This window comes from Peribacillus folii, assembly GCF_030271255.1.
GTDB lineage: Bacteria > Bacillota > Bacilli > Bacillales > DSM-1321 > Peribacillus.
The window spans coordinates 210,208-231,275 of sequence record NZ_JASJOM010000006.1 but is presented as its reverse complement, the minus strand read 5'-3'; the positions used below and the strand labels follow the sequence as shown (position 1 = coordinate 231,275).

Sequence of the window (21,068 nt, the reverse complement as noted above, 5' to 3'; positions counted from 1 at the left end):
CCCTATGGACGATTTTCTCCATGCCACAGTTCAAAAAGAGCCTGAAGGCCAGCTCGATCATAATCGAGTTTGCCTTCAGGCTCTTCATCCTTAAAATATGAAATTTACGATTAGGCCGATCACGACGATCGCGCCAATCACCATTAAGATTGTTCTCATTGTTAAAACACCCTCTTCTTCATGCAGCGTAGTTGAACCCATTTAGATATTGACGGTTTGGCTCGAAAGAAAACTTAGTGCATTTTCATCATGTTCATGACAAATATCCTCTACTTTTTGGAGCATGGCATGTACATTCTCGCCCTCGAGGATGACTTTCATGTTTGCACATTCCTGAAGGATGAGCACAAAAGATACAAAGGTAGAAAGCTTTTTGGCATCCACCAATTTATGGTTGCAGATGAAATATATATTTCCTTTAAATTCTTTTGTAACTTGATAAAGATTCATGATTTGACGCATGGATAATCTTTTATTCGTTTTAATGTCAGAAGAAATTACTTTATTCATTGTCGTTTACTCCTTTAGTTTTTATACTTTCAAAAAAGCATAATCATGATGTCGATTGGCTACAATTTTTTAAAATGACCAAGCAAGTTCAGTCTTTTTTATGTAATCGTTAGCGAGTTATGTTGTATATTTACCCTTGTGAAAGAAATTGAAACCTATTTGGTATTTACATTTTTGAAAGGAGAAGGACTGATGCTGACACTTATAAAAAATGGGGAGATTTATGGACCGGAATATATGGGGCAAAAAGACATCCTCGTGGTTGGAAGGCAAATCGGCTTCCTTAAGGATCGTATTGATGCTCCTGCCGATTTCGTTGAAATGGAAGTGATAGATGCGAGTGGGAAAATCGTGGTGCCGGGGTTTATCGATGCCCATGTACATATCATTGGCGGAGGCGGTGAAGGTGGGTTCAAGACGAGGACTCCTGAAATCCAATTAACGGATGCTACGCTTGCTGGAATCACGACATTGGTCGGGGTGATTGGAACGGATGGAACGACAAGGACGATGCCTGCACTGATAGCTAAAGCGAGAGCGCTTGAAGAGGAAGGAATTAGCTGCTTCGTACATACCGGTTCCTATCATATCCCTGTCAGGACATTGACAGGCAAGGTCGAGGACGACTTGATCCTTGTCGACAAGATAATCGGTGTCGGTGAAATTGCGATTGCGGATCACCGCTCTTCGCAGCCTACTGCGGCAGAACTTGCCAAACTTGCCTCCCAGGCCCGAAATGGAGGCCTGCTGTCAGGGAAAGGCGGAATCGTGAATATGCATGTGGGCGACAGTCTTAATCAATTAAAGGTAATTGAAGAGGTTGTCGAGACTACAGATATTCCGATCACTCAGTTTTACCCGACGCATATTAATCGAAATCCGCACGTGTTCAAAGCAGGATTATCATATGCCAAAAAAGGAGGCTATATCGATTTTACGACGAGTACGGTCAAGAAATTCCTGGAAGAAGGAGAAGTGAAAGCAAGTACTGCAATAAAAATGGCACTAGAAGAAGGAGTCGGCATCAAGCAGATCACGTTAACTTCAGATGGGCAAGCAAGCCTCCCCGACTTTGATGATGACGGAAAACTGCGAGGATTGGGGATGGGGTCATGCATGTCCCTCTATGAATCCGTGGTCGATGCTATTTTGGTGGATGGAGTGGCCACAGATGATGCCTTGCGGGTCGTGACGGAAAATCCGGCAAGTATTTTGAAACTCCCCAACAAGGGCCAGCTTAAGGCGGGGAAAGATGCGGATATGATCATAATGGACAAGGACACATTTAAAATCGATACGGTCATCGCGATGGGGCAACTCATGGTCAAAGATGGAGCGGCATTGGTGAAGGGGATATTTGAAAGATAGATGCCTCCTATTTTTACTGCGGTGGCTTGCTTGCAATTGCTGCTTCGGGCTCCCAAGTGCATTCAAAACTGATACATGAAGGGTCGAGCGGCAATCACGGACAAATTTTATTTTGCACTTTAGGACCCATCATTCGGTGGGTCCTTTTTGGTTGGGATTTGCTTAAAGCAACCACTGGACAAACTGAGTCTTAAAAAAAGGTACGGACTTAAATTCTCATGAAACTCAGTTAAGGTCGTTATGAAATTTTTGAAGTTTTTCGTTTGATTTAGCATATTTTCAAAATGAAGGCGAAGCATTAGAAAACATATGCTAAAAAAAGGTAAAATACGGTAAATTCATTCTATTTTACATGTTATTAAAATCACTGATGTATTATCCTTTTATATAAGCAAATGAAGTTTATAAAAAGCATTTATCCTTTGCAGAAATAGTCCGGAAAAACAAGTTGGGCTATTATTTCATGACCGTTCAAATCCTTGGTAAGGTTGCGAAACAAATCTAACTTAAGGGGAGAAAAGAAATGGAAAAGATGGAAAACCAAATAATGAAAGCGCATTCAATCGGAGGCGATCCTGAGATGTATCGTGTATTGACCCCCGATGGAGAAATCATTGAAACCATTGATGGGAAAATTGATAAATCACTGATGGTGAAGATGTATGAAAGCATGCTTTTACTCAGGACTTTTGACCGTAAATCAGTTAATCTCCAGCGTCAAGGGAGAATGGGGACGTATGCGCCATTCGAAGGGCAGGAGGCCGCCCAGGTCGGGAGCGCCTTGGCGTTGTCGGCAGGGGATTGGATGTTTCCCACATATCGTGATCATGGAGCTGCAATCATCCATGGGCAGGAATTATACCGCGTTTTTCTGTACTGGATGGCCCATTTGGAAGGATCGGTTTGCCCGGAAGGAAAGAGGATACTGCCGCCTAGTGTCCCCATTGCCACTCAACTGGTTCATGCGGTGGGTACGGCTTGGGCAAGTAGGCTTAAGGGTGAGGAGAATGTGAGCATAGCTTATTTTGGTGATGGCGCCACTTCTGAAGGGGATTTTCATGAGGCGTTGAATTTTGCAGGAGTTTATAAGACCCCGACGATCTTTTTCTGTCAAAACAATGGCTATGCGATCAGTATGCCTTTTGAGAAGCAATCCGCCTCTAAAACGATATCCCAGCGAGCCTCCGCATATGACATTCACGGGGTCAGGGTCGATGGAAATGATATTTTCGCCGTCTGGCTTGCCGTGAGGAAGGCTGTCGAAAGGGGACTTAAGGGTGAAGGGCCGACTCTGATTGAAGCGATTACCTTTCGCTATGGTGCCCATACTACGGCAGATAATCCGAACATATATCGTAATCAAAACGAAATCTCAACATTTTGGAGGGAAAATCGCGATCCGATTGCCCGCTTAAAAAGGTTCTTGGAAAAAGAGGGTCTCTGGAATGAGGAACAAGAAGAAAAGAGTAGCAAGCAGTTCAATGAACTGATAGATCTTCACCTTCAAAAAGCGGAAGCTTATCCGAAATCGGAACCTCTTGAAATGTTCAATCATGTATATGCCGGGGAATCATGGCATCTAAAGGAACAGCGGCAAGAATTGAAGCAAATCCTAAAGAAGGGTGTGAAGAAATGATGGGCAAAAGCCTAACGATGCTCCAGGCTATTACGGAAGCGATGGATCAAAAGCTTGATCATGATGATCGTGTCATGATAATGGGCGAGGACATTGGAGTGAACGGAGGGGTCTTTAGGTCGACGGAAGGGCTTCATGAAAAGTATGGCGAAAATCGCATTGTCGATACTCCTTTGGCTGAGTCTGGGATCATCGGTTCTGCCATCGGCTTATCGCTTAATGGGATGCTGCCGATAGTGGAGATTCAATTCCTAGCCTTTATTTATCCCGGTTTCGAACAGCTCATTTCACATGCAGCCCGTATGAGATATCGGACCCGCGGGCAATTTGGGGTACCGCTTGTGATTCGTACGCCTTATGGAGCGGGAATAAGAGGTCCGGAACTTCATTCTGAAAGTGTCGAAGCCTTTTTTGCCCATACCCCTGGTTTAAAGGTGGTGGCACCAAGCAATCCTCACGATGCGAAGGGGCTGCTCATTTCCGCCATTGAAGATCCAGATCCGGTGATTTTCTTGGAACCGACTAAATTATATCGGGCTTTTAAGGAAGACGTACCGGAAGAAATGTACCGGATTCCAATCGGTCAGGCAAAAGTGGTCCAGGAGGGAAGTGACCTGACCATTTTTGCCTGGGGGACCATGTTAAGGGAAGCATTGAATGCCGCAAGGAAAATCGAGAAAGAAAAAGGCTGGAAGTGTGAGGTGGTAGATTTGCGCACATTATACCCTTTGGATCGGGATGCGATTGTCCAGTCCATCAAAAAAACGGGTCGCGCACTGATCGTCCATGAAGCTCATAAGACAGCTGGATTAGGTGCGGAAATCATCTCCATCATTAATGATGAAGCTCTCATTTACCTGAAAGCTCCGATTAAGCGTGTCACTGGATTCGATGTCCCGGTCCCACCGTTTTCTATAGAAGATCATTATCTGCCGACTGTCGAACGTGTGAAACAGGGGATAGTCGAAACGATTTCATTCTAAATGTGATTAGGAAGGGGAGGAAGGGCATGATTGAATTCAAGCTTCCTGATGTAGGGGAAGGAATGCATGAAGGAGAAATCATCCAATGGCTGATTAAAGAAGGAGATGCGGTGACGCAGGATCAGCCCATCGTTGAAGTGCAAACGGATAAGGTCAATGCCGAATTGACTGCTCCTATTACCGGAGTGGTCAAGACTATCCTTTTTTCCGCAGGCGATACTGTGGAAGTGGGGACCACCATCTTCACCATACAAGAAGAAGGTGAACTGCCATCAAAGGAACCGGCCAGTGATGAACGTGATAGATCCCAGTTGCAGCCGTGTGATGAAGAAGGAGGGGATCGATTGGCAAGCCCATGGCCACCTGAGGCAGGGCGCGCATTGGCAACACCGTTCGTGCGCCAAATGGCGAGGGAAATGAAGATTGACCTCCAGCTGGTGATGGGGACGGGACCGGCTGGACGAATAATCGAAAGCGATTTGCTGCAGTTTGCACAATCCAATTCGGACTTGCGGGAACATCCCGTTCACAGCAATGACAGGATCCTTCGCAAGCGGGAGCCGGAAAAGAAGGTCAATCAGCCAACGAGTGCGGAAACTGGGATGGAGGAGCGCATCCGGTTAAAGGGGATCCGTAAGAAAATCGCTGAACATATGGTGAAGTCGGTTTCAACCATTCCCCACGTCACCCATGTAGATGAATTGGAAATGGAAGCACTGAAGGAATTGAAGGATCAATTAAAGGCCTATTCCGAAGACAAAGAAATAAAATTAACTTTTTTACCGTTTTTCGTCAAGGCCATCGTGATTGCTTTAAAGGAGTTCAAGACCTTAAACGCTTCCATAGATGAGACGACCAATGAAATCATCCTGAAACACTATTATCATATCGGGATTGCAACCAATACGAGCGAGGGTCTGATAGTTCCCGTCATAAAACATGCAGATCAAAAAACGATTTTTCAATTGGCTGATGAAATCAGGCAGCTGGCAACCGAAGCAAGGGAGGGGAAGCTGAGCCTGGAGCAAATTACAGGGAGTACATTTACTATCAGCAATGTAGGACCGATTGGAGGTGTGCACGCGACCCCGATTATCAACTACCCGGAAGCTGCAATACTGGCGCTGCATAAAATGGAACCGCGCATGGTCGTTCGTGATTTGGAGGGTGTTATCCGTTTGATGATGAATATGTCTTTATCCTTCGATCATCGCTTGATTGATGGTGTCACAGCTGTACAGTTTACCAATCGGATCAAGGAACTGCTGGAGAATCCAATTCGTTTAGTTGTGGAGATGAGATAATGGTAGTAGGGGAAGTTGCTGTTGAAACAGATGTTGTAATCATCGGAGGAGGTCCGGGAGGGTATGCAGCGGCTATCCGTCTCGGACAGTTGGGGAAAACGGTCGTCCTGGTGGAAAGGGATCGGCTCGGCGGCGTTTGCCTCAATAAAGGGTGCATCCCTTCGAAGGCTCTGATACATTCGGCGGAGCAATTCCAAAAGCTTGGTGACTTAAGTAAAATGGGAATCAAGCTTCCACAGGAAAGCATCAGCATGGATCTTAATGTTTGGCAGGATTGGAAGGGTGGAATCATTTCCCGGTTAACTCAGGGGATAGCCCATTTATGTGAAGAAAATGGAGTGACCATGGTCAAAGGTCACGCGACTTTTTTGTCGGATGATCGGGTTGGTGTGGAAACCGATGGAGATTTTGAAACCTACAAGTTTGAGCAAGCAATCATTGCGACGGGATCGAGACCCTTCATTCCTTCATTCATCGAAGTGGATGGAGAGTATATACTGGACTCCACCGCCTCTTTGCAGCTGAAGCAAGTTCCAGAAAGCCTGTCGATCATCGGCGGAGGCTATATTGGAATTGAATTGGGCATGGCATATGCAAAGCTAGGCACTAAAGTGACCATCATCGAGATGGCCGACCGCATCCTTCCTCAGGTTGCCGGAAACCTGGTCAAGGAGGTCAGCCAACATATAAGGAAGCTTGAAATGGATGTATTGACTTCTGCCAGGGTAGAAAAGGCGACTGTCGTGGACGGTCAGGTGCATCTTCATGTTCATTCGGAAAAGCTGGGTTCAAAAGTGATCGTCAGCGAAAAATCGCTTGTTACTATCGGAAGAGTTCCCAATACGGAAGAAATAGGTCTGAATCGGGCTGGAGTTATCACAGGAGAAAAAGGCCATATTACCGTGGACATGGAATGCCGAACGAATGTGCCGAGCATTTTTGCCATCGGGGACATTACACCTGGCCCAGCGCTTGCTCATCGGGCGGCAAAACAGGGGGTGGTGGCAGCGGAGGTGATTTGTGGGATGCCAAGTGCCAATGATTCAGCTTATGTCCCATACGTCATCTTCTCGGATCCGCAAATAGCAGGAGTTGGCATCACTCGTGAAGAAGCCGAGCGGAAAGGCTACAGCGTCAAGACAGGAAGATTCCCATTCAGTGCGAATGGCAGGGCTCTTGCTACGAATGAAATGAAGGGATTCGCTGAAGTGGTCGTGGATGAGAAAAGCCACATATTGCTTGGTATGCATATGGTAGGTCCTGATGCCTCCAACCTGATAGGCGAAGGCGTTCTCGCACTTGAATTGGCTGCTCGGGTCGAAGATATCGCCCTCAGCATCCATCCGCATCCAACTTTATCGGAAGTATGGATGGAAGCGGCAGAAGCTGCTTTAGGACATGCGATTCACATCGTGAATAATTAAAATATTCTTAATTCATGGGGATTACCAATGTAGTCCCCTGATTTGGGTGCAAGGCCAATGGTATCAGCATATTGGCCAGTATAACCGGTCATATCACAACGAAAAAATGACGTTTAGGCATACAGTAACTGTAAGAGCTTACAATGTTTCCTCTTGTAAAACTACCCGCATATTGATATATTTTTAATTTGTGAAGAAGTGGTTTCTCAAGCAAGCAGTGCAGGCTTCCACGCTTTTTCCATAACGGTTGATGAGAATCTAACCTATCAAGTCGCCATTCACTGGTTTGAATGGGGTATTTTTAGTTTTTATAGTAAACACTTATGGATGAAGGAGGCAGATGCAAATGGGAACAAATGGTGGATCACTTCAAAAGAGATTGCTGCCGCGGCATATTAGCATGATGGCAATGGGAGGGGCAATCGGTACCGGGATTTTTAAAGGAAGTGCCGAAACCATTTCATTAGCAGGACCGGGCGTAATTTTCACTTATATTTTTGCAGGACTATTACTTCTTGTCGTCATGGGAGCCATTGCCGAGATGGCAATCGCTTACCCGAATACGAATATGAAGGGTTTCATTCGGAAAGCATTCGGCAAGCGCAGTTCCTTCATTATTGGCTGGATGTATTGTTTCATGTGGCTGTCCGTCTGTGTCATCGAGATAGTGGTGGCAGGAAGCTTCTTGCAATACTGGCTTCCCGCAGTCCCGCTATGGTTATTAAGCCTGGCATGTGCAGCCTTGATCATTGGCGTCAATATGATGAATGTAAAAAACTATGGTGAATTCGAATTTTGGTTTGCAGGCATAAAAATTGCCATGATCATTTTATTCATTGTATTGGGAGCTTGTATTTTATTTGGTATCATCCCAAGCGACGGATCTAATTATCTGCACAATTTTACAGGGCATGGCGGTTTCTTCCCTAATGGCTGGATGTCCATCTTTTCGGCATTATTGATCGTGATGTTCTCATATGGCGGCTCCGAGTTAATCGGATTAACGGTAACGGAAGCTAAAGATGCAGAGCGCATCTTGCCAAAGGTCATCAAAAGCTATATTTGGAGAATCATTTTATTCTTCACTTTGCCGATACTTGTCATTTGCGGGCTGATTCCATGGAACGAGATTACCGACCAATCGAGTCCGTTTGTCCAAGTTCTCTCAATGTCCGGCTTCCAAGGGTCTGCCCATATCATGAACTTCATTCTAATTACGGCTGTTTTATCAGCCGCTAATTCCGGAATATATGGTTGTACCCGGATGCTGCATTCTTTGGCTGCCGAAGGGGAAGCTCCAAAATCGTTCTCATATGTTTCTAAAAATGGCGTTCCGATGTATAGTTTGGTGCTTAGTGCCGTTGTTTTGGTGGTCGGTTCGATGATCACCTACGTTGCACAGGACAAAGCATTTCTTTTGTTAATGGCGATACCGGGCTTTGTCGTTTCACTAGTATGGATCAGCATTTGTTTTGCACAGCTGAAACTTCGCCGTTCATATGCTGAGGTCCCGAGCTTTACAGTGTGGGGTTTTCCATATGTAACGACATTTGCAGCCATCATTTTAAGCATCATTAGCCTCAGTTTCGTGTTTAGTGAACAAAATCGAATCAGTATCGTAACCTGTCTTCTGGTGCTGGCTGCATTAACCGTCATTTCGATTTTTAAATTTAAAAGGGCGGATGGTCAGGAACCTACCATCATGAAAAAGGATTCCATCAAATGAATCCACATAAAAGATACGGCATGAGCGATAGCGTCCATGCCGTATTTTTTATCCTTCCTTTGAGTTATACACTAGCCGTTTCATTCATTGCATTTTGCAAGCTCGTTATGAATTTCTCGTTTTCATGCAGCGTGCCGATAGTCACACGGATCGTATCATCATACCCAAGCAGATGACCAGGACGAATGATGACACCGGAAGCCAAGAGCTTCTCGAAAACATCCTTGCCAGGCTGGTTCAGCTTGATCATTAAAAAATTGGCGTGAGACGGAAAGAATGACAAACCCATCCTTGTCAGCTCATTTTCCAAGTAGTTTCGTCCCTCCTCGTTCCTGCGCGCGCATTGCTCTACAAAATCATCGTCATCCAACGAGGCGAATGCTGCAGACTGGGCAAGCCGGTTCGTATTGAAGGGTTCTTTCACTTTAATGAGCTCTTGGATGATGGTGGCGTCCATTATACCGTATCCGATCCTTAATGCAGCCAAGCCATGAATTTTTGAAAACGTACGTAAGATGACAAGATTTGCATGACCATGTAAAAGGGGCAAAGTTTCCAAATAGTCTTCATCATTGACATACTCATAATAAGCTTCGTCAACAATCAGTAAAATATGTTTCGGAACTTTTTCGATGAAGGCTCTTAACCTTTCCTTTTGAACGATCGTTCCAGTCGGATTATTGGGATTACAGACAAATATCATTCTCGTATTTTCCGTTATGGCTTCATGCATCCGCTGAAGGTCATGCACGCCATTCACGAGCGGGATTTTGACAGGTGTACCGCCGTCGATCAAAACATTCGTTTCATAGCGCGGAAAAGTGACATCAGCCATGATGGCCTCGTCATTTTGTTGGATATATGTTCGTGTTAACAGCCGTATCACTTCATCCGATCCATTCCCCAGGATGATTTGATCTTGCTTGATGGATAATTTCCTTGCCAGTTTTTCAGCTAATGACGGAGCCATACCTTCAGGGTAAAAGGATGCTTGCGCCATTTCGGAAATCATGGCTTCTTTTGCTAAAGGTGAGCAGCCGTAAGGATTCTCATTCGAGGCCAACTTGACGATTGTTTCAAGGCCTAATTCACGCTGCACTTCTTCAATCGGTTTACCGGATACATAAGGACTTAATTCCTCAATCTTTTTTCGTACCGGGATCTTACTAAAGGTCAATGCAGGTTCCTCCTTTTATATAATTCTGAATTTTCTTTTTCAATGGTAATATTAATGATAGAATATTAATTGTCAAAATCATATACAAAAAAGAACGTATTTACGGTTTTCCATCCACCATATTAAAGAAATATAGACTTATATTCCTTCATTATGAAAGGCGGTCGTTTCATGGATGATATAGATGTCAATTTACTGGAGCTTCTACAAATGAATGGACGCATGACGATAAGTGAACTATCAAAGAAATTGGCATTAAGTCGACCTAGCATTTCCGAACGGATGTATCGCCTCCAGGAAAGGGGGATCATTGAGGGTTTCAGTGCAAGGGTTTCACCGACCGCAATCGGAAGAGGGGTGCTCGTTTTCATTCAAGTGAGTGAACTTAAGGTTTCCGTTTCCGACTTCGAGCAATTAGTGATAAATGAATTGGATATTATTGAATGCCATCGCGTAACGGGGACAGTGGGATATTTTTTAAAAGCGGCCTTATCTGATATGGACAGCATGAGATTACTTATCGATCGATTGATACCCTATGGGCATTTGAATACTTCCATAGTCTTGACTTCCCCTGTTCCTTCGCGTTCCATCCTTCCGAAGGTCAGTGAATGATAGGGTCCCAAGCCATGATGCAGGGCCTGGGGGAAGGAGGAACAGTGCAGGGCCTCTGTTCCTTTTTGGTGTCATTTCAATTCCATCAGTGCCCCGAAATATTGCTGGGCGGTGGTAAAGCAAATGAAGGCCAATAGTTCCGAAATTTCTTCATCACTAAGCACTTCTTTCAAAACGAGGAAAAATTGTTCCCCTGTTTTTTCACGTTGGGTTAGGAATACTTCTGCAAAGCCAATCGCATAGCTTTCTTTAACTTCAGCTGCTTTTAGTGGACTGCCTTTTGCCTGACAGTACGAACAACCGTTGCCGAATGCCAGGACCCTCCTGACGTTTTCCTTCAATTCCTTCGAAAGTTGCCCATTTGCAGACACAGACTCTGCAAGGTCTGTCCATCTTTGCAAAATCTCTTCCGAATGAAATAATCGTTGAAATGGGCTGGACCCATGCTCCGAGGTTTTTATTCTAGTCATGTTCATCTCTCCTTTGTGATAATCTTAATATAAAAAGTGCGTATTTTTAATTGCGTTTGTAAGGAGTTTCCGGTGAATATTGGATTGAACGCAAAGAGTGGAAGGGAAATATTAATCAAATGAAAATTGATGAAAAAGATAGGGATATCCTTGCTGAATTAATGTTAGATAGTCGGGTTTCCATGAGGGAACTGGCAAAGAAGGTAGGTCTCTCCGCGCCTACCGTTACCGAACGAGTTCGGCAAATGGAATCGTTCGGCATCATTAAGGGGTATGTTGCCGAGATTGACCATAAAAAGATCGGCTTTCCGATTGAGTGTATCGTGGAAGCGACGATAAAAAATGGCGAATATGAAAAGTTCAAAAAGTACATTTCCATGCTTCCGAATATTGATTTTTGTTATCGAATTGCCGGCCAAGCTTGCTTTATGCTGAAGATTCGCACGGAGAGTCTGGAAAAGGTGGAGGAATTCATCAATCAAACCATGCCCTTTGCAGCAACGGTAACACATGTTATCCTTTCGGAAGTAGAGCGGAAGCAATGATTATATTAATTATGCAATCCTTTTCAGGGTATAGAATCCCAGATTTATTGCGGCTTGTTAAGAAAGCGGTAAATATATTCTTGCTGGAGGTGAAATCCTTTCCTGTAGCACTGGCGTTCAGGCGGTATGACATGAAATGGTCGATAACAGGGTCATGAGTCTTAGTTCTTTGAGCATATTTCTTTGTTCTTCTTGTTGTTTATTGTATAATTCCGAACAAGATATAAGGAGGAATGAAGCGTGGGTATATATGATTTTTCAGCAGAGCGAATCAATGGCAAGGAAGTTTCCTTGGAACAATATAAAGGAGAGGTCCTTATTGTAGTCAATACGGCAAGTGAATGCGGCTTCACTCCGCAGTATGAAGATCTTCAAAAGCTTTATTCCCGTTACAAAGATAAAGGGTTAAACATTTTAGGGTTTCCATGCAATCAGTTTGGCGCTCAGGAACCTGGGAAAAATGAAGAAGTGGAGACATTTTGTCAGTTGAATTACGGCGTTAGCTTCCCATTATTCAATAAAGTCGATGTAAGGGGAAGCCAAGCACATCCATTATTCCAATATTTAACCGACCAAGCCCCGTTTGCAGGACTTGACAATAAACCAGGCGGGAAAATGCTGCAGGCAATGCTGCAAACGGAACATCCGGAATTCTTGATCGACGATTCGATTAAGTGGAACTTCACTAAATTTTTGATCGATCGTGCTGGAAATGTCGTGGGGCGCTTTGAATCCGTCGAAGGGCCTTTCGAAATGGAAAGTGATATTGAAAAGCTTCTATAGACCTTGGTACGTAACTGAAACTGGATATTTTTTCGATATGTTTTAGAAAATATTGAATTACCCCGTACATGTTTGGCACAAAATTAACATGTATGGGGTATCTTTTTAGGATGGAAATTGCCCGATTCATTGCACTGTACGTGAAAATGAGTTAATTCCAGATGGCCCACCGTTGTGGGGGATTTGTACGTAGACAGTTCCATTCCAGTGCTGGTGCTAATCTTTGCTGAGGCTACGGGAAGACTCCTCTGCGTTTTGCCCGTGGGTGCTCCCCTACACGCGCTTTTTCCAACAATCAGGTGACCGTATATACCAGAAGTCAATAGTGGATTGCACTCTGTGAAGAATCATTGGAATGCAGGTTTTCCTTGAATTTGCTTATGAATTGATGGGTAGGGGTAATAATGAATGGTAAAAAGATGGGGGGATATGTAATGGAGGGAAATGACAACTTAAAGCCGGCACTAGCCAGTGAAGCGGTGGATGCTATTGAAAAAGTGATTGGAACGTATCCAGGCTACCGTCGGGCACATGCAAGGGGATATGTATATAAGGGGGTTTTTACCCCGAACGGAAATGGAGAGCCCTTAACGGCAGCTGCTCATCTTCAGGGTGAAGCGGTGCCTGCGGTCATCCGGTTTTCGAATAGCTCACCGGTCCCGAGTCATCCGGATGCCCATTCCCCTGTAAAGGGCATGGCTGTTAAGTTTCAATTGCCAGATGGTACAGAAACAGACCTCATTACGGTGACGATTCCGCTCTTCTTTGCGAAAACACCTGAGGCTTTCATTGAGATTGCTCATTTCATCAAATCTGCAAAAGACGGTTTTCCCAATCTGAAGGAGCTTGGAAAAATCCTGTATAAATATCCGGAGAGCAAGGCAGGCTTGGAAATGCTTAAGGAAATGCGCTCCCCGGCAAGTTTCGCAACGTGTCAATATTACTCGATACATGCTTTCTACTTCATCAACGCACAAGGAAGACGACAGGCGATCAAATATGAATGGGTGCCGGATTCAGGAATTAGCATGCTGAAGAAGAAGGAGGCAGCCGAGCACCCTGCGGATTATTTGAAAGATGAAATGGAAGAAAGACTGAAGCAAGGACCAGTAGGCTTTAATTTGAACATTCAAATAGGAGGGGAGAACGATCCGGTTGACGATCCGACCATCGCTTGGTCGGAAGACAAACAGGTAATCATGGTCGGGCATTTGCTGATCACTGACCAGGTGGAAACGATTGCGGATCATTTGCTGTTTGATCCGACAAATATCCCTCAAGGAATTGCATGCTCGAACGATCCGATCCTCCATTTTCGCCATCGCGCTTATGCCGTTTCGTATGAGCGTCGCACACATGGCCAATGAATGAAAAAGAGCAAAATCTTCAATTTGAAGATTTTGCTCTTTTTTGTGAATTTCACATTTTCCCCGATCGGAAAATGGTGTAAAGCATAAGCAAAAACATCAAGGTGGCAACGACAAATCCAATTTCGATCACCGGGATTTTCCAGAGCAGCAGCGTTTCCCCGCCTATCGCCGAGCCGATGATGAGACCGACCATGATGATGCTGAAGGCAAGCAGGATAATACTGAAGGAAAGGCGGTTCGATATTTGATCAAGCTTATGTAAAAATACTTGAAGCTCAGGTATGTTGATATCCAAGCGCAATTTCCCTTTTTTGATGATGCCCGTTACTTCCTTAATATCCTTCGGAAGTTCAGCGATCGCCTCAGTCGATTCGATGAATTGATTCCACGTATTCCTTGCGATGTTTTTTGGATTGTAGCGTTCCTTGAAAAGCCTTTCGCCAAAAGGTTCGGCTGCCTTCATGATGCTGAAATGAGGATCCAGCTCCTCGACTATGGCCTCCATCGTAAGTAAGGCCTTGCCGAGCATGGTGAATTCCGGGGGGATTTGGATATGATGCCGATTGGCAACAGTGAACAAATCATTGACCGCCCCGCCTAAGCTGATTTGACTTAATGGGATATCGTAATATTTATTTCGCAGTTCATCGATATCAGCCCTCAATGAAGCCATATCGGTTTCGTCCGTCAGAAGTCCCATGTCGGAAAGCGTTTTAATCAATCCATTGGTGCTTCCGCGTTTCAGATTGATGACAAGCGAGGCAAACTGATACTTCCTATCGTCCTCCAATCGTCCCACCATTCCAAAATCCATGAGTGTGACGACATTCCCAGGCAAAATGATGATATTGCCTGGGTGGGGATCACCGTGGTAAAAACCATCGATCAAAATTTGCTGAAGCATTGAATTGGCCAATCTTTCAGCGATTATCCGCCGATCATAACCTTCCTCATCAAGCTGTTTATAGTGATTGATCTTAATTCCCTGGATGAAATCCATCGTCAGGATTCTTTTCGTCGAATACTCCCAATGAACTCTAGGTATCTTCAGGCCCTGATCATGATTGAATTGCTTGGCTATCCTCTCCCCATTGCGGCCCTCTGCATGATAATCGAGCTCTGCGCGAAGTGATTTAGCGAACTCATCAATCATTTTCCTGATTTGATAGCGCCTTGCCCAGGAAAGGCGTGCTTCCATCAGTCTTGCTAAATCATCGAGAATTTCCAAATCCGTTTCCACAGTCGGCATGATATCAGGACGCTGGACCTTAATCGCTACGACTTCCTTTGATGGAAGGCGTGCAGCGTGGACCTGTCCAATCGATGCGGTTGCCAGCGGTTTTTCTTGGAATTCGAGAAAAAGGTTTTCCAAAGAGTCGCCCAACTCTGCTTCAACTATTTTGCGGACCTTATCAAACGGAAAGGGGGCGACCTGGTCCTGAAGTTTTTCCAGTTCGCGTATAATTTCTTCCGGAACGAAATCACGCCTTGTGCTTGCTATCTGGCCCAGTTTAATGAAAGTGGGTCCGAGACTTTGCAATATCGTTTGCAGCCGCTCGCCGATCGAGCGGAGGTTCAGGTTTTCGTCGGGCTGAAGGTCCGATGCCGCCTTGCTTTCCGATAGCCCGAGACGATAGACGAAGTATCCAAAGCCATTTTTCAAAAAGGCATTAATGATTTCTTGGTAACGATGTGCGTGTTTCAGTCGTCTGCCAAACATGCAAGTACCTCCAGGTCATGATTGTGTGCTTTGGTTTTGTTGCTCTAAAATGGCAATTCGCCTCTCTAATTCTCGCACTTCTTCTTTTGTTGCCAAGTTCAGCCCATTAAGTGCTTGATTGACTTTAAGCTTGACGGATTCATCCAGCTGCTTTTGGGCTTGCTCCCCTTTTTCGACCCATTGCTTAACCAGGACCTTGGATTCCTCTTTACTGATATCGCCTTTTTTCACAAGCGAGTCCACTGCTTTTTCAATTTGTTCCTTCGTAGCGGCGGCAGCGCCCAATCCTAAAGAAAACACGTTTTTTAATAAGTCCATTTTCCATCCCTCCATCAATTGTTTACAATGCGGGTAACCTTCCCCTGATTTCTTCTTGTTGTTCCTTTTATCATACATCATTGAGGGCCGCGACAAAAATATAATGGGTCCGCCCGATTGCAGATGACCACGGAAGCTCGTGTTTGAAGTGAAGGGGATTGGATAGTATGATATGGAAAAGTAAGCTAGGGGAAGGAAGGATGATAGGATGGGCTTCTCAAATAAAACTGTGATTGTCACAGGCGCTTCAAATGGGATAGGGCGGGGCGTGGCAAAGGGATATGCACAAAGCGGTGCATCGGTCGTCCTGGCGGATATCGATGAGCAGGAGGGCATCCGGTATGCAGAGGAGCTTAAAGGTAACGGTTATGAAGTTCTGTTCGTAAAAACCGATGTTCGGAATGAGGCGGATATCCGTCATTTGATGGATGTGACGCAAAAAGCCTATAAAACCATTGATATTTTAATCAATAATGCCGGAAAGGCTTTATTCAAACCAGTATATGAACTGACGCTTGCTGAATGGGACGATATGATGGATACGAATTTACGCAGTGTGTTCCTTTGCACCAGGGAAGCGGCAAAAGCGATGCGGGGTAATGAAACGGGAGGGGCAATCGTTAATATGGCTTCAACAAGAGCCAGCATGTCAGAGCCTGATTCTGAATCCTATGCTGCGACGAAAGGGGGGATCGTTGCCCTGACCCATGCTCTTGCCGCCTCTTTAAGCAAAGAGAAAATTACCGTTAATTCGATTTCTCCTGGATGGATCGAAACGGGCGATTATAATGCACTTAGGGAGAAGGATCATCAACAGCATTTTTCCAATCGGGTCGGTAAACCGGATGATATCGCAAGGGCTTGTCTTTATTTGACGGCGGCTGAAAATGATTTCGTCACGGGTGTTAACCTTATCGTCGATGGAGGGATGACAAGAAAAATGATGTATGAAGAGTGAGTTCATTTTCTCCGATACAGATATTGCAGTTCGGTTCCAAGCTCCCTGTTGAGCAGCCGTTCCATTTCTTCGAGCTCTTCAACGCCGATCGGGCCATCGGCAGCAGTCCAGTGAGTCGTGTAAACAAAATAGTAATCTCTTATCTTTCGAAAAATGACTGGGGAGTTCGGGAATACATCAAAAATTGCCTTGATATTATATCGTCTCATATAGGACCATTTAACAAGCTGCATAGAGAACCATCCTTTTCGGAATCAATCAATGGCTGCCTTGATGGCAGCCATTGATTTGCTCCTTATTTATCGTTGAATAGATTGAATAAACCCCTCGCTACACTGCCTTCTTCAGAAGATCCCCCGTTTTGCGGCGCTGCTGCAAAGACGCGGCTTGCTAGGCGGCTGAAAGGCAAGGACTGCACCCAGACGGTTCCAGGACCTTTTAATGTCGCGAAGAATATACCTTCCCCCCCGAATAATGCGGTTTTCACGCCTTTTACGAATTCGATATTATAATCTACCCCGCCAGTCATGGCGACTAAACACCCTGTATCCACTCGCAGGATCTCACCCGCAGCCAATTCCTTTTTATGGATTGTGCCGCCAGCATGGACGAAGGTCATTCCATCACCTTCGAGCTTTTGCATGATGAAGCCTTCGCCGCCAAAAAAGCCTGTACCTATTTTTCTCTGAAACTCGATACCGATTGAAACTCCTTTGGCTGCCGCCAGAAAGGCATCCTTTTGGCAAATGACTTTGCCGCCGAGCTCGCTTAAGTCCAATGGAATGATTTTTCCTGGGTAAGGAGAGGCGAAGGAGGCATGTCGTTTTTCTCGTCCTTCATTCGTGAATGCCGTCATGAACAGGCTTTCCCCGGTAAGAAGCCTTTTGCCTGCACCAAATAATTTGCCCATCATCCCGCCGTCACTATTTCGGGATCCATCACCAAAGATGGTTTCCATCTTGATTTGATCTTCCATCATCATCAAGCTTCCAGCCTCGGCCACCACCGTTTCCTGTGGATCCAATTCAACCTCGACAAACTGCATGTCATCACCATATATTTTAAAATCGATTTCATGATTATTCATTGGCCATTCCTCCCAACATTCTTGTTTCATTGTAAAAGATAATCTTGCAATCTGCCAATATTTTTCAAGCTTCCCCGCAAGATTATAAATGAAATTCAACTCAAGGCTGGTAAAAGGCAGTTCAGAACGCAAGGGTTTTTAAATAGAATAAGTTAGGGTATTAATAGAAAGAAGAGATGGAGATAGGAACAAACTTAAAAAAGGGGTGTTTTACATGTTAGTGAAGGATTTCATGATCCGGGAAGTCTACGTTGCCCGTCCTGATTATACCTTAAAGGAAATTTTGCGAACCTTGATCGAGAATAAAGTGGGAGGGGTCCCGGTCGTCGATGAACACGATAAGCTATTGGGAATGGTCACGGATGGGGATATCCTTCGTTATCTGACACCTGCAGAAGAAGCCATCAAGGGATATTTCACATACATCACAGTCATTCCAGGTGAGGAACTGGATGAAAAGGTCCGATCCAAAATGAACGACAAAGCCTCGCAAATCATAAGAAATAAAAGGATCACCAAGCTATCACCGGAAGATCCTTTAGATGAATTGATCAAGGTGCTTTCCAAGCATCATTTCAAGAAAATCCCGGTCGTTGACAAAAATGATAAAGTCGTCGGCATCATCAGCAGGGGAGATGCACTGCGGGCTTTATATAAGGAATTCGTTCACAAGCTGGAATAGCGCGATTTGCATGAAATGGCCTGCTCGATTTTGAGCAGGCCTAGTTAGATTAATGGGTGTCTTCCGCTTGCTTGTCTGAACCGGATTTACCTTTTGTTCGATCTTCCTTCAATTTAAAGTAGGCGTCCATTACTTGCTCCCCGATCCGTTTGTTGATATCGTCAGCTGGCTTGCCTTGATATACCCATGGCACGACGACAGAGAATGCCACTTCCGGATTATTGTTAGGTGCATATCCTGCAAGCGTCAAATTGATGGTCGGGACAGGAGCACTATATTGACTCCTCCGCGGACCGTCGTAAAAGGCCTCGGCTGTTCCCGTTTTCGCTGCAGCCCGATAGGACTTTCCGCCAAAATACTTATACGCAGTCCCGCCAGGCTCCTGGGCAACCTGCCTGAATCCTTCCTGGACACGCTGAATCCAAACATCCTTGCCGCCTAATTCGTTCAGCACTTTTGGGCTCATCGATTTAAAAACGCTGCCCAACTGATTGTGTTCGTCGGAAGGGTTCCTAATTTCCTTGACCATCCGCGGCTCGAGCCTTTTGCCGCCATTTGCAATCGTCGATGCGTACTGTGCCAATTGCATTGGTGTATACGTATCATACTGCCCGATCGCTAAATCCAGCAGCAACCCGTCTTTTGACATATCAACGCCTTTAAATCCGACCGATTCATTCGGCAGGTCGATGCCGGTACGGACGCCCAATCCGAATTGGGCATAATGGTTGCGCATGATCGCATAAGCTTCCCGGTTGATCCCGAGCGGACGTTTGGGAATATAATGGCCGCCGGCAATCTTGATGGCGGTCATGAACATATAGACATTCGACGATTTCTTTAACGCGGAGACATCCGTTACATATCCTAAATCACTATAAGAGCCTTTCGGTTTAGCCCCTGCTAATTGGAGTTTTCTGTCAAAAAAAGCAGACCCCGGTGAAATGGCTCCCGTCTGGTAGCCCGTGTATACCGTCGCCCCTTTAACGGATGATCCTATCGTGTAGGAGGTGGTAATGTTCCCAAGGGCGAAATCGTTCATTTCGGTCAAGCCTGTTTTACTGTTAGGTCCATATTGCCGGCCGGCCATCGTGAGCACCTCGCCTGTGTTCGGGTCCATCAAGACGACGAAGGCGCGATCCAAAAAGTAGGTATTTCCCCTAGCTTTGGCCCGCCTTAATTCGCCTTCGATGATTTTTTCGACCTTTTGCTGCAATTCCATATCAATTGAAAGGATCAAGTCTTTTCCGCTTTGCCCTTCCGTAAGGGTATTCGTTTGGATGACCTCCCCTTTGCTCATCACATTTTCAACCCGCGTCTTTTGACCACGCAGGACATCTTCATATTGTTTTTCAATATAACTTTTTCCGACCCTGTCATTCCTGGTGTAATCGCGTGCCAGGTAATAGTCGATATTCTCACTGGGAATTCCTTCTTCGGATGAAGAAACCTTGCCAAGGACCGAGCGAAGGGTTTCTTCATACTTATAGGTCCTCTCCCAGTCCGTCGTTACGTCCACGCCTGGCATTTCATCCAAATGCTCACTAACCCTCGCGAATTCTTTTGTGGAGACATCTTTGTTCTTCACGATCGAAGGTGTGAGGGCATAGCCGCTATTGAATTCCCGGAATATGGCTATCACTTCCAATTCATCATTGGTGAATTCCTTGATATTCTCCTCGGTGACACGCTCCAGCTGAAGCTTGTATAAATCCTTTTGCTCCAATTTCTTTTCAGTTACCTTCTGTCTCTCGGCCTTGGTGATCAATGCCTCGGCTTCTTTCGGATGCTTTAAGATCCAAAAATCCTTTTTATCCGGAATCGTTACCTTTTTCGTATCTTTTTCGATCAAGGTAGCAAGAATCTCCGCCGTCTTCACCATATCGGCGGTTTTTGTATTTGGGTATTTCGTATAAGTAATGGCATTGAGCGGCTCGTTATCGACGACCGGATTGAAGTTGCGGTCATACATCTTCCCACGCGGAACAGGGGTATTGGCCACATCGTTTTCCGTCCGGTCGACTTCGCGGAGGTAATCATCCCCATAAACGATTTGGACGATTCCAAGCCGGATTATTAAGCTTGAAAATAAAATGAATATTAAAAAGAACATGAAGTTCAGTCGGAAAGGAATTGGGGTTTTTTTCTTTTTTTCTTTGGCCATCAGTAGCATTCCTTTCTAGTAAAAGTAAAAAATAAGAAAATTCCTATCTCTAATGATATATAAAATTAACTTATTTTTCTATGGTTTATCCGTAAATTTATCTATATTTCCAAAGAATTGTTAGATAGTCATAAAATAACTCGTAATCTTATAATTGGGAAAATTACTATAATTGTAATGTTGAGAGATAAAAAAGGAGTCTGATGATTTCTATAAATGCGTCAGACC

General features: G+C 44.9%; 20 protein-coding genes. 12 read left to right on the top strand and 8 right to left on the bottom strand.

Going from position 1 to position 21,068, the window contains the following annotated elements; all coding sequences use genetic code 11:
* Window positions 1-201: 201 nt before the first annotated feature.
* Window positions 202-510, bottom strand: coding sequence for a hypothetical protein (locus QNI08_RS12250; protein ID WP_285767706.1), 309 nt, complete (start codon window positions 508-510; stop codon window positions 202-204).
* 192 nt (window positions 511-702) lie between these two features.
* Between QNI08_RS12250 and iadA the strand changes: the two genes are divergently transcribed.
* The 6 genes from iadA (at window position 703) to QNI08_RS12220 (ending at window position 8,951) form a co-directional block, all read left to right on the top strand.
* Window positions 703-1,878, top strand: coding sequence for a beta-aspartyl-peptidase (gene iadA / locus QNI08_RS12245; RefSeq protein ID WP_285767705.1), 1,176 nt, complete (start codon window positions 703-705; stop codon window positions 1,876-1,878).
* 523 nt (window positions 1,879-2,401) lie between these two features.
* Window positions 2,402-3,514, top strand: coding sequence for a pyruvate dehydrogenase (acetyl-transferring) E1 component subunit alpha (gene pdhA, locus QNI08_RS12240; RefSeq protein ID WP_285767704.1), 1,113 nt, complete (start codon window positions 2,402-2,404; stop codon window positions 3,512-3,514).
* On the top strand, window positions 3,514-4,497 hold the full coding sequence (locus QNI08_RS12235; protein WP_285767825.1) for an alpha-ketoacid dehydrogenase subunit beta: 984 nt from the start codon (window positions 3,514-3,516) through the stop codon (window positions 4,495-4,497). Before pdhA ends, QNI08_RS12235 begins: the two co-directional genes overlap by 1 nt.
* A 26-nt stretch (window positions 4,498-4,523) precedes the next feature.
* Complete coding sequence (locus tag QNI08_RS12230) at window positions 4,524-5,801, top strand: dihydrolipoamide acetyltransferase family protein (protein WP_285767703.1); 1,278 nt, start codon at window positions 4,524-4,526, stop codon at window positions 5,799-5,801.
* Window positions 5,801-7,225 (top strand): dihydrolipoyl dehydrogenase, encoded by a 1,425-nt coding sequence (lpdA, locus tag QNI08_RS12225; protein ID WP_285767702.1) that lies wholly within the window; start codon window positions 5,801-5,803, stop codon window positions 7,223-7,225. The genes QNI08_RS12230 and lpdA overlap by 1 nt, the downstream gene beginning before the upstream one ends.
* Window positions 7,226-7,571: 346 nt before the next feature.
* Complete coding sequence (locus tag QNI08_RS12220; RefSeq protein WP_285767701.1) at window positions 7,572-8,951, top strand: amino acid permease; 1,380 nt, start codon at window positions 7,572-7,574, stop codon at window positions 8,949-8,951.
* A gap of 64 nt (window positions 8,952-9,015) precedes the next feature.
* Here the strand turns inward: QNI08_RS12220 and hisC are convergent, their stop codons facing one another.
* Window positions 9,016-10,128 (bottom strand): histidinol-phosphate transaminase, encoded by a 1,113-nt coding sequence (hisC, locus tag QNI08_RS12215; protein WP_285767700.1) that lies wholly within the window; start codon window positions 10,126-10,128, stop codon window positions 9,016-9,018.
* 171 nt (window positions 10,129-10,299) lie between these two features.
* On the opposite strand from hisC, the gene QNI08_RS12210 reads away from it, so the two are divergent.
* On the top strand, window positions 10,300-10,743 hold the full coding sequence (locus QNI08_RS12210) for an Lrp/AsnC family transcriptional regulator (RefSeq protein WP_285767699.1): 444 nt from the start codon (window positions 10,300-10,302) through the stop codon (window positions 10,741-10,743).
* A 71-nt stretch (window positions 10,744-10,814) separates the two neighbouring features.
* Here QNI08_RS12210 and QNI08_RS12205 read toward each other — a convergent pair whose 3' ends face one another.
* Window positions 10,815-11,213: a carboxymuconolactone decarboxylase family protein gene (locus tag QNI08_RS12205; RefSeq protein ID WP_285767698.1), complete on the bottom strand. Its 399-nt coding sequence runs from the start codon at window positions 11,211-11,213 to the stop codon at window positions 10,815-10,817.
* A 119-nt stretch (window positions 11,214-11,332) separates the two neighbouring features.
* Between QNI08_RS12205 and QNI08_RS12200 the strand changes: the two genes are divergently transcribed.
* From QNI08_RS12200 to QNI08_RS12190, 3 genes are all read left to right on the top strand, one after another.
* Entirely contained in the window at window positions 11,333-11,758 is a 426-nt protein-coding gene (locus QNI08_RS12200) for an Lrp/AsnC family transcriptional regulator (protein ID WP_285767697.1), read from the top strand.
* 240 nt (window positions 11,759-11,998) lie between these two features.
* Window positions 11,999-12,541 (top strand): glutathione peroxidase, encoded by a 543-nt coding sequence (locus QNI08_RS12195; RefSeq protein WP_285767696.1) that lies wholly within the window; start codon window positions 11,999-12,001, stop codon window positions 12,539-12,541.
* A gap of 434 nt (window positions 12,542-12,975) precedes the next feature.
* Window positions 12,976-13,908: a catalase family peroxidase gene (locus QNI08_RS12190; protein ID WP_285767695.1), complete on the top strand. Its 933-nt coding sequence runs from the start codon at window positions 12,976-12,978 to the stop codon at window positions 13,906-13,908.
* 52 nt (window positions 13,909-13,960) lie between these two features.
* On the opposite strand, the gene QNI08_RS12185 is transcribed toward QNI08_RS12190, so the two are convergent.
* On the bottom strand, window positions 13,961-15,631 hold the full coding sequence (locus QNI08_RS12185) for an ABC1 kinase family protein (protein WP_285767694.1): 1,671 nt from the start codon (window positions 15,629-15,631) through the stop codon (window positions 13,961-13,963).
* A 15-nt stretch (window positions 15,632-15,646) separates the two neighbouring features.
* A complete protein-coding gene (locus QNI08_RS12180) occupies window positions 15,647-15,949 on the bottom strand; it encodes a phasin family protein (RefSeq protein ID WP_285767693.1) in 303 nt (100 codons plus the stop codon).
* 208 nt (window positions 15,950-16,157) lie between these two features.
* On the opposite strand from QNI08_RS12180, the gene QNI08_RS12175 reads away from it, so the two are divergent.
* Window positions 16,158-16,907 (top strand): SDR family NAD(P)-dependent oxidoreductase, encoded by a 750-nt coding sequence (locus QNI08_RS12175; protein WP_285767692.1) that lies wholly within the window; start codon window positions 16,158-16,160, stop codon window positions 16,905-16,907.
* Between the two features lie 2 nt (window positions 16,908-16,909).
* Here the strand turns inward: QNI08_RS12175 and QNI08_RS12170 are convergent, their stop codons facing one another.
* Window positions 16,910-17,140: a hypothetical protein gene (locus QNI08_RS12170; RefSeq protein WP_285767691.1), complete on the bottom strand. Its 231-nt coding sequence runs from the start codon at window positions 17,138-17,140 to the stop codon at window positions 16,910-16,912.
* A gap of 62 nt (window positions 17,141-17,202) precedes the next feature.
* A complete protein-coding gene (locus QNI08_RS12165; RefSeq protein ID WP_285767690.1) occupies window positions 17,203-17,994 on the bottom strand; it encodes a TIGR00266 family protein in 792 nt (263 codons plus the stop codon).
* Between the two features lie 214 nt (window positions 17,995-18,208).
* Between QNI08_RS12165 and QNI08_RS12160 the strand changes: the two genes are divergently transcribed.
* The gene (locus tag QNI08_RS12160; RefSeq protein ID WP_285767689.1) at window positions 18,209-18,676 is read left to right on the top strand and encodes a CBS domain-containing protein; all 468 of its coding nucleotides are present in this window, start codon (window positions 18,209-18,211) and stop codon (window positions 18,674-18,676) included.
* Window positions 18,677-18,725: 49 nt separating this feature from the next.
* Here QNI08_RS12160 and QNI08_RS12155 read toward each other — a convergent pair whose 3' ends face one another.
* Window positions 18,726-20,840, bottom strand: a complete 2,115-nt coding sequence (locus QNI08_RS12155; protein ID WP_285767688.1) for a peptidoglycan D,D-transpeptidase FtsI family protein — start codon at window positions 20,838-20,840, stop codon at window positions 18,726-18,728.
* Window positions 20,841-21,068 lie beyond the last annotated feature (228 nt).

Excerpts from the sequence above, each read along its gene's own strand:
- QNI08_RS12250 (WP_285767706.1), bottom strand. The coding sequence starts at position 510 with ATGAATAAAGTAATTTCTTCTGACATTAAAACGAATAAAAGATTATCC.
- iadA (WP_285767705.1), top strand. The coding sequence starts at position 703 with ATGCTGACACTTATAAAAAATGGGGAGATTTATGGACCGGAATATATG.
- pdhA (WP_285767704.1), top strand. The coding sequence starts at position 2,402 with ATGGAAAAGATGGAAAACCAAATAATGAAAGCGCATTCAATCGGAGGC.
- QNI08_RS12235 (WP_285767825.1), top strand. The coding sequence starts at position 3,514 with ATGGGCAAAAGCCTAACGATGCTCCAGGCTATTACGGAAGCGATGGAT.
- QNI08_RS12230 (WP_285767703.1), top strand. The coding sequence starts at position 4,524 with ATGATTGAATTCAAGCTTCCTGATGTAGGGGAAGGAATGCATGAAGGA.
- lpdA (WP_285767702.1), top strand. The coding sequence starts at position 5,801 with ATGGTAGTAGGGGAAGTTGCTGTTGAAACAGATGTTGTAATCATCGGA.
- QNI08_RS12220 (WP_285767701.1), top strand. The coding sequence starts at position 7,572 with ATGGGAACAAATGGTGGATCACTTCAAAAGAGATTGCTGCCGCGGCAT.
- QNI08_RS12210 (WP_285767699.1), top strand. The coding sequence starts at position 10,300 with ATGGATGATATAGATGTCAATTTACTGGAGCTTCTACAAATGAATGGA.
- QNI08_RS12205 (WP_285767698.1), bottom strand. The coding sequence starts at position 11,213 with ATGACTAGAATAAAAACCTCGGAGCATGGGTCCAGCCCATTTCAACGA.
- QNI08_RS12200 (WP_285767697.1), top strand. The coding sequence starts at position 11,333 with ATGAAAATTGATGAAAAAGATAGGGATATCCTTGCTGAATTAATGTTA.
- QNI08_RS12190 (WP_285767695.1), top strand. The coding sequence starts at position 12,976 with ATGGAGGGAAATGACAACTTAAAGCCGGCACTAGCCAGTGAAGCGGTG.
- QNI08_RS12185 (WP_285767694.1), bottom strand. The coding sequence starts at position 15,631 with ATGTTTGGCAGACGACTGAAACACGCACATCGTTACCAAGAAATCATT.
- QNI08_RS12180 (WP_285767693.1), bottom strand. The coding sequence starts at position 15,949 with ATGGACTTATTAAAAAACGTGTTTTCTTTAGGATTGGGCGCTGCCGCC.
- QNI08_RS12175 (WP_285767692.1), top strand. The coding sequence starts at position 16,158 with ATGGGCTTCTCAAATAAAACTGTGATTGTCACAGGCGCTTCAAATGGG.
- QNI08_RS12170 (WP_285767691.1), bottom strand. The coding sequence starts at position 17,140 with ATGCAGCTTGTTAAATGGTCCTATATGAGACGATATAATATCAAGGCA.
- QNI08_RS12165 (WP_285767690.1), bottom strand. The coding sequence starts at position 17,994 with ATGAATAATCATGAAATCGATTTTAAAATATATGGTGATGACATGCAG.
- QNI08_RS12160 (WP_285767689.1), top strand. The coding sequence starts at position 18,209 with ATGTTAGTGAAGGATTTCATGATCCGGGAAGTCTACGTTGCCCGTCCT.
- QNI08_RS12155 (WP_285767688.1), bottom strand. The coding sequence starts at position 20,840 with ATGGCCAAAGAAAAAAAGAAAAAAACCCCAATTCCTTTCCGACTGAAC.